We start from the raw sequence: 12,963 nt of genomic DNA, 5'->3' as shown, positions 1-12,963 counted from the left end.
TCATTGTAGATGGGATTTAGGCGTCCCAGGTTCCCGGCATTAGGAGCGCCATTTTTTCCAACGAGAACTGATCCAATCCGCCAGGGAATGATTCCAAGCCCCCAGTTCCAATCCCACCCCAATAGCCAGCAACTCCCCCCTATATCGCCCCCCATAATCCCACAACCATTGCCACCAGGGCCAAGGTTTTCCCTGCCAGCCCTGCCAAGCCCACCCGCAGATCAGAGGAATGCCCAAAATCACACTCACATACAGCAAACGCCCGAGTGTTCCTACCAGCAATCCATGGGACCAAAACGAGCGATGTTTGCAGATTTTTTGGTAGGGAATCCATAGAAAACGCAGCCAGCCCCAGCGCCGCCACTGCCGCGAGGGAATATCCAAATCCCCACTGAACATCAACCCACTAAACACATAGCTCCCCATGACCAGCCAAGGCCAATGGCCACCACCAGTGACATACCCCGTTGTCAAACCCACTAGCGGTGCCGTCCAGAGAATCAGACGATCATGGGTGCGGCCACTGGCCATGTCCCATCCTTAGCCCAAAATCTCCTTTGATGGACAGGCGAAACCGGGTAACAACGGTGAGGTTAACAGGTCATCCTGATCGAGCATTGCTCCATGTTTTAGTTGGCCCTCGACCTGCTGATACACCTCTACTTGCCGGTTCACCCCTTCGACAATCCAGCACTCCCAAACACCATGGGTTGAGTAGAGTTTTCGCTTGAGTTGCCGGTCTCGTTTTTCGTTTTCCGCACCAGGAGATAACACGTCAACTACCAGCTCTGGTGCTCGGCGAAAATGCCCCACTTCATCCATCAGGGTCTGGTGTCGAGCTTTCGTCATCCACATCACATTAAGAATCACATCATTCTGGTCACCCAGAATCAACCCTGCCCCTAGTTCCGCCTCACCCAGGGTGGTTTGACAAGACCACGGCTCCAAGGCAGCAAAAAGCCGACCATCAATTTTTTGATGCTGGCTGTGGGGCGCCCGCGTCACATACAATTCCCCATCAACAATCTCATAGCGCTTGCCCATAACCGCTGCCCAAAAACCATCGCCATCAATTCCTGACGGCTACGACCCAGTATAGTGGGCGTGTAAATAAGCCCGCCAACCCCCGCAATGAGAAATATCTGGAGCATTGACGACCGCAAAGGACTCGCACAAAAATTCCTTGACCCGTCCCCCATCCGCCAGCACCACCGTCCCCATGCCCAGAGGTTCAAGGATCCCGACCACCAGCCGACTAAAACCTGCAACCGGCAGTTCCCACACCTCGACTTCAATGGCCTAGCCCGGTTGTCCGGGGGGTTGGCGCAGGAGACCCGGTTTCGCTAGGTTTCCCCCCCCAGCAGGGCATAGAGCCGGTAGAGGGGAGCCGTGGTACAGGTGCGCCCATACCGAGTCTGCCACGCCCGTAATTCCCCATTCAAGGGTTGTCCCCTCAAATGGGCGACCACCACGCTAGCCGCACCCAGGCATCGTCCATCGGTCTGTCTCCTCCCCTAACGCCTGATAACGGGCCCCCCACTGACATAACCATTCATCCCGCCAGGCCGGGGCCATCACCGTAATGCCGGTAGGCAACCCATCGGTCTGAAAACCACTGGGCAAGGCCAATGCGCACAGATCCAGCAAATTCACAAAGTTGGTGTAGCGCCCCAGACGACGGTTCAGTTCCACGGGCTGGGCCAGCACCTCCTGCACCCGATAGGCTGTGCCGATGGTCGGCAACACCAACATATCCATCTCCCGCCACAGGGTTTCTGTTTCCCGCCGCAGGGCCTGCAAACGGTATGTATCCCGGAACACCTGCATCCCGCTGATGCCCTGCCCTGCCAGGATGATCTGGCGCACGGTGGGGTCGATCCCCGCTTGGTCCTGTTTGAGAAACTCGCCGACGGCTGCCGTGCGTTCGGCCAACCAGGCCCCCTCGTAGAGCAATTCCCCGGCTGCGAGAAACGGCTGAATATCTACGGTCACCGCCTGAGCGCCAAGAGTCACAAACCGCTGGATGGCCGCCTGGTAATTTTGGGCTGCCGCTGGGTCCCCCCCAAAGTCCAGTTGATCCGGCGGGGGAACCCCCAGACGCAGGGTTGTTGTGGCCAAGGCCGGTGGGGGCGATGGTTGCCGGGAGAAAGGGTCTGCTGGGTCAAACCCGGCTATCACCTGCAACACTTGCTGGGCGTCTGTCACCCTCTGGGCAAAGATGGACACACAATCCAAACTGCGCACCGCCGGCACCACACCCCGCGTACTGACATAACCCCGCGTAGGCTTGAGACCGACAATCCCGTTCAACGCCGCCGGCACCCGCCCCGAACCTGCCGTATCCGTCCCCAAACTAAAGCTCACCAGCCCCGCCGCCACCGCCACCGCCGACCCCGCACTCGACCCACCGGGAATGTAGTCGGGATGCCAGGGATTGCGGCAAATTCCGTAGGGCGACCGGGTCCCCACCAACCCCGTAGCGAACTGGTCCAGGTTAGTTTTGCCTATAGGGATGGCGCCGGCTGCCAGCAAACTGGCCACCACCGGAGCAGATACGGATGGGGTATAGGCAAAACCCGGACAACCGGCCGTTGTGGGTACACCTGCCCAATCAATGTTGTCCTTGATGGCAAAGGGAATCCCGTACAGGGGAAAATCCGCCGGGTTTTGCGTTTCTAGGTGGGCCGCCCGCGCCAAGGTTTCCGGTTGGGGGGCCAGGTAAATCCACACCGCCGGGTCGCTGTAATAGGCAATGCGGGCGTATACCTCCTCCACCACCTGGGTCGGCGTGAGTTCACCCGTTAGATAGGCCCGGCGCAGGGAACCCAGGTCAAACCGGACCCCCATGTCAGGCCGCCAGGGCCATGGACCGCTGGTGGGCCGCCTGACCCGTCTGCCGCAGGAGCATCACTAGTTCGTCCCGGTAGTCATGGAAGTGGGGATGCCGTTTGATGGCCATCACCCCCTGGCGACGGTCCGGCAACTCCACCGTCATCTCCCGCACGATGCGACCAGGACGCGCACTCAGGGCCAAAATTCGCGTCGCCAAAAACACCGCCTCCTCCACATCGTGGGTGATCATGAACACCGTCAAGCCCGTGCGCTGCCACAGGTCCATCAGGAACTCGTGCATCATCTCCCGGGTGTGCAAATCCAGCGCCCCGAACGGTTCATCCAACAGGAGCAACCGGGGTTCCGCCGCCAGTGCCCGGGCAATGGCCACCCGCTGTTTCATGCCACCGGACAACTGCCGGGGGAGGGCCTGGGCAAAGGCGCTCAATCCCACCACTTGCAGGTAATAGCGCGCCCGTTCCCGCCGTTCCCGCTGGGGCACCCCCTGTAACTTCAGGCCGAACTCCACGTTTTGTTGCACCGTCATCCAAGGGTAGAGCGTGTAATGCTGAAACACCATCCCCCGGTCGGCTCCCGGACCCGTCACCCGCTGGCCGTCAATCCACACCCCGCCCCGCGTCGGCTGGTCCAACCCGGCAATTTGCCGCAGCAGCGTGGACTTTCCCGAACCGGACGCCCCCACCGCACAAACAAATTCCCCCTGGGCTACGGAAAAATTAATATCCTCCAGCACCAACAACGGCCCTTGCCGAGTAGAGAACACTTTGGTCAACTGACGCACCTGCAGAAACATACCGCGACCTCCGCAAAAACAACAAAAAACCTTCATTCGGGATGGGCCCACCGACAGGTCACCCGCACCAAATACTGAAACAATAAATCCAACCCCAACCCAATCAAACCAATCACTATCAAGCCCACAAAAATTTCATCCGTCCGCAGAAACCTGCCCGCCAAACTAATCCGCCGTCCCAAGCCTTCGGTTGCCGCCACCAGTTCCGCCACGATCACCAACTGCCAGGCCGACGCAAAATTGATCCGACAGGCATCCAAAATCCCCGGCAACACATGGGGAAAAATCACTCGCACCACCGTATTGAAGCGATTGCCCCCCAACATATAGGTCGCCTCAATCAGTTCCTTGGGGACAAATTTCACCGTGTCCATTACCATCAAAGCGTTGTAGAAAAAGGTGCCGATAAAAATCAGGGCAATTTTGGGTGCTTCGTCAATGCCTAGGTAGAGAATTAACAGGGGAATAAACGCCGGCGCCGGCATGTAACGCATTAAGCCAAACAGAGGTTCCCCCAGCGCCCGCAGACTCTGGAAACACCCCATCAATACCCCCAGGGGCACCGCCACCAGCACCGACAAGCCAAACCCCATCCCCACCCGTTGTAAACTGGCCCAGGTGTCCTGCCACAACTCCCCTGATGCCCCCAGCCGCCCGGCCGCGGTAACTACCTGCCCCGGCGCCGGCAAAAACTTGGGGTCGACTTGCCCAAAGGTCGTCAACAACCACCACAGCACCAGGGGGGTCACCACCGACACCAGCATCAACCGCCGGTACAGGGGTGCGGGAATGTCCTCTGCCAAACGCCAGAACACCGATGGCCGCAGGGAAGAGGCCGGCGTTTGCTTAGGGGGAGTCGGGTCAGTCGTCATAGCCCCTGTGCCCTAGCGACATGCGCCTGTACAAACCGCCCGTCCAATAACCGGCTCCCATCCGGTTGCGTTTGCACAAAGCCCATTTGCACCAAAAAAGCACTGACTTTCTGGGTGGCAAACGGCAGGGAGGTTAGATCTTGGCCTGGTTGAAACGCCGCCACGTTTTCCTGGGCCGTAAAAATGCGGGTCCCCGCTGCATATTGTTGGTACTCCGCCACCGAAACCCCCGCCCGTTGGGCCATGATGGTCAATGCCTCGTCGGGGTGGTCCTGGATGTAGCGGATCGTGTCAAACCAGGCATCCACCACCTTCTGCACCTGGTCAGGATGTTGCTCCACAAAGCGGCGGGTGAACACCAAATGGTCTGAAATCGCCCCCGGAAAATCCTTTGAACTGGTGAGCACTTTACTTCCCGGTCGCTTGAGGGCTTGGGTGGTAAAGGGGGCAAAAACCGCCACTCCGTCCACTTGACCCGCCGCAAAGGCCGCCGCCGCTTTTCCGGTTTCCAGGGGTACAAACGTAATATCTGCTGGCGTCAACCCCGCTCGCTCAAGGGCCAGGTATAGGAAAAAGTGACTCACGGTTCCCTCTTCCGCCGCCAAGCGTTTACCCTTTAAATCCGCCAGGGTATCGATCCCTTGCCGCACAATGATCTGGTCATTGCCAGTGGAATTGTCGTTCACCAACACCACCACCTGATCCGCACCACCAGCTACGGCACTAATGGTGTCATTCAAGGTTTGGGAATTGGCATCCAACTGTTCAGCTTTCAGCGCGTTTAGCGAATCCGTGTAGCTGTCAAACCACTGCAACTCCACCTGCACATCATGCTGTTGAAAAATCCCTTTTTCCTGGGCCACCTGCCAGGGAAACCAACCGGGCCAGGCGCTAAATCCCAGCCGCACCACCACCGCATCAGAGGGCCTATTGCCAAGGCCACAACTAACCGCTAAAACCAAGGTCAAGGCAAACAAAATCCCAGCAAGCTGAGATGACTTTCGTCCCATGGCGATACAAACCTGCACGTCCTAAAGCCTGTGTCCATCTGGCAGCCCCAGCCACAGGCTCATTCCCACCATAGCGAATTTCATTTCGCCAAAAACAGTATCTAAAAATACATTTTTTCCGGGTCGCCATCGCCCCATACCTAATATAGGCCCCCAATTTTTTTAATTGTAAATTTTTGTAAAAAAGTTATTGGGAATACCATTTTCCGGGGAGATGAGCCGACAGGATGGGGCGACGGTGGGCAGGCGGGGAAGCGCCGGTCCAGTCTAAATCGTTGGGTTGTTTTGACAAAAGCAGTATGGAGCGAGAGTTTTTTTTACTTCAGGCGGAACATTACACCGACCCGGTATGGATACCCCTGGAGCAGGCCCGCATTTTTCATCAGACCTGGTTGTACCTGGGGCCAGCCGAACGGGTGGCAACACCAGGGACGGTGTGGGCGACTTCCTTGGCCGGGCGGAGTCTGCTGGTCATCCGGGATGAAGGGGGCCAACTGCGGGGGTTTTACAACCTGTGTCCCCACCGGGGAATGGAACTATGTCCGGAGCCGGGGGTTTTCCCGAGGAAGCGGCTGGTGTGTCCTTACCACGCCTGGGTCTATGACCTGCAGGGGCAATTGCGGGCGACGGCGCAGCAGAAGGGATGGGGCAGTGATTTTTGCGCCCAAGACTACCCCCTGCGACCGGTGCAGGTAGCGGTCTGGCAGCAGTTGTTGTTTGTCAGTTTCCAGCCCCAGGTGCCCCCCCTGCCGGTGTATTTAGCCCCCATGGCCCAGGTCTTGGCCGGCTATGCCCAGGGGGAATGGCGCTGGTTACACCACCATACCCGCCCGGTAGCCTGCAACTGGAAGGTTTATCACGACAACACCCTTTGCGATTACCACGTGGCGGTGGCCCATGCTCGGACGTTGCATCGGTTGCAGGGGCCGGTGCGCCATTACCGGCATTGCTTCGGCAGCTATGTCAATGCCCTGGTGACGCCGGTGCCCCCGACCTGGTTGGCCCGCCGCCGGGTGCGTCGCGATTTGCCCCTCGAGAACCAAACCCATTTCTACACCTTCGGCGTGTTTCCCAATTGGCACCTGCTGGCCCTGCCGGATGGCATGTTCATTTCCCTGCGCATTGACCCGGTGGCAGTAGACCGGTGTCAAGTGGTGACGGACATCTACGGATCACCGGACGCGCCTCTGGCGGAGGTGCTGGCGGAACTGGCAGCGTTTGTGGGCGAAGATGTGGCGATTGCCGAATCGGTGCAACGGGGCTACGCCAGCGGCGCTTACCAACCCGGACCGGTCCACCCCCTGGAGGCTCGCATTCTCCACCAGCAAAAACTCCTGCTGGCTTATCTGCACGGTCATCCCCCAGCCCAGATCGCTGGGTAAATTTTTGTAAAAAGTAGCGTAGATGACGGTTTCGTTAGGGGAGTGGGGCTATGGTGGGCCTATAAGGCAGGAGAGCTTCTAGGGTTCCGGCGGCCAGAGCCGTGACTGGTCCGAGAGAAGCAAGCCGTTACCGCAATCGGTAGCGGTCACACGGCGGGATAAAAGCCCGGGAGGACGTGCTGAAGGTCTGGATACAGGCTGGATGGCGGAACTCCTGGGCTTCGTTGTTTGGTTTAGGAGGTGACAGGTATGGTGGCAACGGTCGAAACACCCCCGCTGGCGCCGGAGTTGGTGGTCTGGTCGGAAAAGCTGCCTGGCGGCGCCTACTGGCATGGCATTATCCCCCGTTGGCAAACGCTGCGCATCACGGATTTGGGTGGGTCCCATGGGGTTTCCCTGATTGCCTACAACGCAGACCGGACCATGGAGCGCTTGAATGTGGCGGATACGGCCAAGATTCAGTTCAATGCCTTTTTGCGCAAGGGCATGGTGCTGTATTCGGATATGGGCCGGGTGTTGTTTTCCCTCACGGAGGATACGTCCAATGGCCATGACCTGATTTGCGGCTGGAGTACGCCGGAGAGTAACCGCGCCAAGTACGGCGAAGGCGGCGATGACAAATGGGGTCGGCGGGATTTCCATAACGCCCGGGACCAGTTTTTGCGGGCGCTGGGCAAGTGGGGGATGACCCGTCGGGATTTGATGCCCTGTGTGAATTTGTTTAGCCGGGTGACGGTAGGCCCCAACGGTGAGCTGCACTACGATGGGACGGCGGCTAAACCGGGGAGTTACGTGGACCTGCGGGCGGAAATGAATGTGTTAGTAGTAGTGGCCAATTGCCCCCATGTACTGCACCCGGAAACCACCTACAACCCGCCGCCGGTGCAGTTGACGGTGTGGCGTTCCCCCGCGCCGGGACCGGAGGACCTGTGCCGCACGGCCAATGAGGAGGTGAAGCGGGCGTTTATCAATACGGACACCTGGTGGGCGCAACGACCCCTCATGCCTACCTACGGGATGTAAACTCGGTCTGCTCAAGGAGGTTGGTAACGATGGTGGCGACAACGGAGCGTGTGTTAGACCCGGCCCAAGCGGTTTACGACTACCAATTGCCGGCCCGACAACCCTGGTCCAAGGTGGTGACCAAGGGGCAAATCCTGCGCATCGTGGACCTGGAGGGGAACCAGGCGGTGGATACGTTGATCTACAACGCCCACGACCCCTCGGAGCGCTACAGTGCCCCTGATACCATTGTGCGCCAGGGGAATATCTTTATCACTGCCGGTACACAACTGCTTTCTAACCTGGGGAATGTATTGATGACGGTGGTGGCCGATACCTGCGGTCGTCACGACACCCTGGGGGGGGCCTGCAGCATGGAGAGCAATTCGGTGCGCTATGGCCTGCACAAAAAGCACCTGCACGCCTGCGTGGAGAACTACCTGCTGGAGCTAAGCAAGTACGGCCTGCACAAGCGGGACCTGGTGAGCAATATCAATTTCTTTATGAATGTGCCGGTGGCGGCGGACGGGCGTCTGGAAATCGTAGATGGGATTTCGGCGCCGGGGAAATATGTGGACCTGCGGGCGGAGATGGACGTGTTGGTGCTGATTTCCAACTGCCCCCAGATCAACAACCCCTGTAACGCCTATAACCCCACCCCTATTCGGCTGTTGATTTGGGACGCGGCCTAGTGTTGCGCAAGGTTTTGGTGGCTAACCGGGGGGAGATCGCCTGTCGCCTCATCCGTACGCTCAACCGGTTGGGGATAGCCAGCGTTGCCGTTTATTCTGAGCCGGACCGCCATAGTCTCCCAGTGCAAATGGCCACCGAAGCCTATCCCCTAGGGGGCACCCTGGCCAGTGAGAGCTATCTGCAGGGGGAGCGGATTTTGGCCATCGCCCAGGCCAGCGGCGCCCAGGGGATTCACCCGGGGTATGGGTTCCTCAGTGAAAATGCGGATTTTGCCGAAGCCTGCACCCGACAGGGGATCGTTTTCATCGGCCCCAAACCCGAGCAGGTGCACCAATTCGGTCTTAAGCACGTGGCCCGCTCCCTAGCCCAAGCCTGCGGTATCCCCCTGGTACCTGGCACGTCTTTATTAAAGGATCTACAGGAGGCGCAAGAGGCGGCGGCGGCCATCGGCTACCCGGTGATGCTTAAAAGTACCGCCGGCGGCGGGGGCATTGGGATGCGCTGTTGCCACAACCCGGAGGAACTGGCGGCGGCCTACGACCAGGTGCAACGGCTCAGCCAGGCCCATTTCCGGGACGCTGGGGTGTTTTTGGAAAAGTACATTCCCCGGGCGCGCCATCTGGAGGTGCAGATTTTTGGGGATGGCCAGGGGCGTGTCCTGACGCTGGGGGAACGGGACTGCTCCACCCAACGCCGCCACCAGAAGGTGATCGAAGAAACCCCAGCGCCGGGATTACCTGAGGCGGTTCGTCAAGCCTTGGCCCAGGCGGCCCAACGGTTGGGGGAAGCGGTGCAGTACCAGTCCGCAGGCACGGTGGAATTTATCTATGACGTGCAGACGGCGCAGTTCTATTTCCTGGAGGTGAACACGCGCCTGCAGGTGGAGCACGGGGTCACGGAGCTGGTCTGGGGGGTGGATTTGGTGGAGTGGATGGTGCGTCTGGCGGCCGGGGACCGGAGTTTTTTCGACACCTGGACCCCCAACCCCCGGGGACATGCCATCCAAGCTCGTATCTACGCCGAAGACCCCCACAAAAATTTCCAGCCCAGCGCGGGGGTGTTGACGGAAGTGACCCTGGGGCTAGGGATTCGTTGGGACCATTGGCTGGAAACGGGGACGGAGGTGACGCCCTTCTATGACCCCCTACTGGCCAAAGCCATTGCCTACGGAGCCAACCGAACCGAGGCCCTGCACAGGTTACAGGCAGCTTTGGCGCAAACCACTTTAGCCGGCATCGTCACCAATTGCGAGTACCTGCAACAGGTGCTGGGGACACCGGCGATGCAACAGGGGGAGGTGCACACCCGCTGGCTGGCGGAGGTGGTCTATCGCCCCCAAACCATAGACGTCCTGACGCCGGGGACCCTGACCACCGTGCAGGATTACCCAGGACGGTTGGGCTATTGGGACGTGGGGGTGCCGCCGTCGGGACCAATGGACCACCTGGCTTTTCGCTGGGGTAACCGTTTGTTGGGGAATCCCCCGGAGGCGGCGGGGCTGGAGTGCACTCTGGTGGGGCCGACCCTGCGGTTTAACGCACCCACGCGGATTTGTCTGACGGGGGCCTACATGCCCGCCCGGTTAAACGGTCAGGAGGTTCCCTATTGGCAGACGGTGGTGGTGCCGGCAGGGAGCGTGCTGGAACTTCAGGCCGTCCAAGGCCCCGGTTGCCGCACCTATATCGCCATTCAGGGGGGATTGCCGGTGCCGATGTACCTGGGGAGCCGATCCACCTTTACCCTGGGGCAATTGGGCGGGCACGGGGGACGGGCCTTGCGCACGGGCGATGTCCTGCCTTTGACCCCCTGGTTCGGGGAAGATGTGCCCCAGGCGTTACCCCCAGCGCTTATCCCCACCTACACCCACACCTGGGAGATTGCTGTGATGGTCGGTCCCCACGCCGCTCCCGACTTTTTCACCCCGGACGACATGGCCCTGTTGTTCAGCCACGCCTGGGTGGTGCATCACAATTCCAACCGCACGGGGATTCGCCTGATCGGCCCCAAGCCCACCTGGGCCAGACCGGATGGGGGGGAAGCGGGACTGCACCCGTCTAATATCCACGACAACGCCTACGCCATCGGCACGATTGATTTTACCGGCGATATGCCCATCATCCTGGGGTGCGACGGCCCGAGCCTGGGGGGATTTGTTTGCCCGGCCACCATCGTGCAGGCGGAGTTGTGGAAAATCGGGCAACTCAAACCAGGTGATACAGTGCGGTTTGTCCCTATTGACGAGGCCACAGCCCGGGCCTGGGAACAGCAGCAGGAGGAGGAACTGGCCACGTTGCAGCCCCGGCCCCGGTCCCAACCGCTGACGGTCGGGGGCGACCCAATCCTGCGCCAGGAGACCCCAGAGACCCATCCGGTGGGAGTCACCTACCGCCAGGCGGGGGACAAGTACTTGCTGATTGAATACGGCCCCTTGACCCTGGATTTGACCCTACGGTTTCGGGTCCAGGCCCTGATGACCTGGCTGCAAGCGCAACGGATACCGGGAATTCTTGACCTGACGCCGGGGATTCGTTCACTGCAAGTGCATTACGACAACCGGCAGTTGCCCCGGACGGAACTGTTGTCCCTGCTGGCCCAGGCGGAGCGGGAGTTACCCAACGTGCAGGACCTGGAGGTGCCGACGCGCATCGTGTATTTGCCCCTGTCCTGGAACGACCCGGCGATTCAGTTGGCCATTGAGAAATACGGGCAATCGGTGCGGGCCGACGCCCCCTGGTGCCCCAGCAATTTGGAGTTCATCCGGCGCATCAACGGCCTGGCGGACCTCCAGCAGGTCTATGACATCGTCTTTGCGGCGAGTTATTTGGTGCTGGGGTTGGGGGATGTGTATTTGGGGGCACCGGTGGCGACGCCATTAGACCCGCGCCATCGCCTGGTGACCACCAAGTACAACCCGGCCCGCACCTGGACGCCGGAGAATGCGGTGGGGATTGGCGGGGCCTATCTCTGTATCTACGGCATGGAGGGGCCGGGGGGCTATCAGTTGGTGGGCCGCACCGTACCCGTATGGAACCGCTACCGGCGCAACAGCAACTTTTCTCGCCCCTGGCTGCTAAGGTTTTTCGACCAGATTCGCTTTTTCCCGGTCACCGCCGACGAGTTGCTGCGCTATCGGGAGGACGTCATTTACGGGCGGGTTAAGCTGGACATCCACGAACAAACGTTTCGTCTGCGGGACTACCTGGCCTTCTTGCAGCAGCATGCCGCCGAGATTCAGGCTTTCAAAACCCGGCAGCAGCAGGCCTTTCAAGCTGAACGGGAGCGCTGGGTGGCAGCAGGGGAATTTGACCGCACCAACGAGACGGTAGACCTAGTGGAGGACGCGGCGGCGGAAACCGACATTCCCGCAGGACGGGTGGCCGTGTGTACAGAAGTGAGCGGCATGGTCTGGCGGGTGCATGTCCAACCCCAAGCGCGGGTCAACCAGGGCGATAGGGTGGCGGTGATTGAAGCCATGAAAACGGAAATTGAGGTTTTAGCGCCCTGTGGGGGAACCGTCGCCCAAATCCTGCGCCAACCGGGGCAACCGGTGACGGCAGGACAGGCGGTGTTGACGTTAATTCCCGACGAAACGTGACGGTTCCCAGCACACTACATGGCCGGCGGTGAAAGCATGCAACGTTCCGTCGGCTCCTTGGACCCGTAACCGCCCCTGGTCATCTAGCCCTAATCCAATGCCGCTGATGGTGGTCTCCCCGCTACGGATGGTGAGGGGACAGCCATCGAGCACATCCCGCTGGCGCAATGGGGGCAATAAATTTCCTTCTTTGCCCTGCTGGATGAGACTGTGGGCTTCCAGGAGATAGCGCCGTAACCGGGTCAGCAGGGTGATCACGTCCGGTGGGTGGGGCGTCACTTCCAGCAGACTCGCCACCTGAGAGGGGGACAGACCACTGGTTGGGTCCGTCAAAACCTTAGCCCAATCCACCGCCCGGTTGAGACCAATACCCACCACCGCCCAGGGTAGGGACGCTTCGCAGAGCACCCCGGCTAACTTCCGGCCCTGGAGCACCACATCGTTCGGCCACTTAAGCCCTAAAGTACCTGGTGCCAGGGAAACCGTATCCTCCACCGCATAAATAACCGCCAAACCCGCTGCTAGGCTCAACCAGGGGATTTGGGAGGCAGTCACCGGTTGCAGGACAAAAGAAGCGGTCAGCACCCCCGGTGGGGCATACCAGCGACGGCCATCCCGTCCCCGTCCGGCGGTTTGTCGTGGCGTGCACACTACGTCCCCATGGGCCAAGTGGGCCAGGGATTGCCGCGCCCAGGTGTTGGTGCTGGGGCAGGTGGCTAACCAGTGTAGCCAGGGGGGATAGGCCATCGCCGAGTTCAGCGGA

Annotated in this window: 13 protein-coding genes and 1 riboswitch; of the genes, 4 read left to right on the top strand and 9 right to left on the bottom strand. The window is 60.0% G+C overall.

Annotated features, from left to right (window positions below):
- Positions 1 to 39: 39 nt before the first annotated feature.
- The 8 genes from Q6L55_03750 to Q6L55_03715 all read right to left on the bottom strand — a co-directional run bounded on the left by Q6L55_03750 (position 40) and on the right by Q6L55_03715 (position 5,432).
- Complete coding sequence (locus Q6L55_03750; GenBank protein MEN9257829.1) at positions 40 to 531, bottom strand: metal-binding protein; 492 nt, start codon at positions 529 to 531, stop codon at positions 40 to 42.
- A 9-nt stretch (positions 532 to 540) separates the two neighbouring features.
- Positions 541 to 1,044, bottom strand: a complete 504-nt coding sequence (locus Q6L55_03745; protein ID MEN9257828.1) for a Uma2 family endonuclease — start codon at positions 1,042 to 1,044, stop codon at positions 541 to 543.
- Between the two features lie 39 nt (positions 1,045 to 1,083).
- On the bottom strand, positions 1,084 to 1,221 hold the full coding sequence (locus tag Q6L55_03740) for a hypothetical protein (GenBank protein MEN9257827.1): 138 nt from the start codon (positions 1,219 to 1,221) through the stop codon (positions 1,084 to 1,086).
- Positions 1,222 to 1,343: 122 nt separating this feature from the next.
- Positions 1,344 to 1,472 (bottom strand): hypothetical protein, encoded by a 129-nt coding sequence (locus Q6L55_03735; protein MEN9257826.1) that lies wholly within the window; start codon positions 1,470 to 1,472, stop codon positions 1,344 to 1,346.
- A 1-nt stretch (position 1,473) separates the two neighbouring features.
- Positions 1,474 to 2,847: an allophanate hydrolase gene (atzF, locus tag Q6L55_03730; GenBank protein MEN9257825.1), complete on the bottom strand. Its 1,374-nt coding sequence runs from the start codon at positions 2,845 to 2,847 to the stop codon at positions 1,474 to 1,476.
- A 1-nt stretch (position 2,848) separates the two neighbouring features.
- Complete coding sequence (locus Q6L55_03725) at positions 2,849 to 3,646, bottom strand: ABC transporter ATP-binding protein (GenBank protein ID MEN9257824.1); 798 nt, start codon at positions 3,644 to 3,646, stop codon at positions 2,849 to 2,851.
- Positions 3,647 to 3,678: 32 nt separating this feature from the next.
- Positions 3,679 to 4,518, bottom strand: a complete 840-nt coding sequence (locus Q6L55_03720) for an ABC transporter permease (protein MEN9257823.1) — start codon at positions 4,516 to 4,518, stop codon at positions 3,679 to 3,681.
- Positions 4,515 to 5,432 (bottom strand): ABC transporter substrate-binding protein, encoded by a 918-nt coding sequence (locus Q6L55_03715; GenBank protein ID MEN9257822.1) that lies wholly within the window; start codon positions 5,430 to 5,432, stop codon positions 4,515 to 4,517. The genes Q6L55_03720 and Q6L55_03715 overlap by 4 nt, the downstream gene beginning before the upstream one ends.
- 323 nt (positions 5,433 to 5,755) lie before the next feature.
- On the opposite strand from Q6L55_03715, the gene Q6L55_03710 reads away from it, so the two are divergent.
- The 4 genes from Q6L55_03710 (at position 5,756) to uca (ending at position 12,200) form a co-directional block, all read left to right on the top strand.
- A complete protein-coding gene (locus tag Q6L55_03710) occupies positions 5,756 to 6,910 on the top strand; it encodes an aromatic ring-hydroxylating dioxygenase subunit alpha (GenBank protein ID MEN9257821.1) in 1,155 nt (384 codons plus the stop codon).
- Between the two features lie 67 nt (positions 6,911 to 6,977).
- A riboswitch (guanidine-I (ykkC/yxkD leader) is annotated at positions 6,978 to 7,085 on the top strand.
- A gap of 74 nt (positions 7,086 to 7,159) precedes the next feature.
- A complete protein-coding gene (locus Q6L55_03705) occupies positions 7,160 to 7,933 on the top strand; it encodes an urea carboxylase-associated family protein (GenBank protein MEN9257820.1) in 774 nt (257 codons plus the stop codon).
- Positions 7,934 to 7,962: 29 nt separating this feature from the next.
- Complete coding sequence (locus Q6L55_03700) at positions 7,963 to 8,604, top strand: urea carboxylase-associated family protein (protein ID MEN9257819.1); 642 nt, start codon at positions 7,963 to 7,965, stop codon at positions 8,602 to 8,604.
- Positions 8,589 to 12,200, top strand: a complete 3,612-nt coding sequence (gene uca / locus Q6L55_03695) for an urea carboxylase (GenBank protein MEN9257818.1) — start codon at positions 8,589 to 8,591, stop codon at positions 12,198 to 12,200. The genes Q6L55_03700 and uca overlap by 16 nt, the downstream gene beginning before the upstream one ends.
- Here the strand turns inward: uca and Q6L55_03690 are convergent.
- Positions 12,180 to 12,947: a biotin--[acetyl-CoA-carboxylase] ligase gene (locus Q6L55_03690; GenBank protein MEN9257817.1), complete on the bottom strand. Its 768-nt coding sequence runs from the start codon at positions 12,945 to 12,947 to the stop codon at positions 12,180 to 12,182. The genes uca and Q6L55_03690 overlap by 21 nt on opposite strands.
- Positions 12,948 to 12,963: the final 16 nt, after the last annotated feature.

Source organism: Gloeomargarita sp. SRBZ-1_bins_9 (genome assembly GCA_039794565.1).
In the GTDB taxonomy this organism is placed as follows: domain Bacteria; phylum Cyanobacteriota; class Cyanobacteriia; order Gloeomargaritales; family Gloeomargaritaceae; genus Gloeomargarita.
The sequence above is the reverse complement of the archived record's forward strand: the minus strand, read 5'-3'. Positions and strand labels throughout refer to the sequence as shown.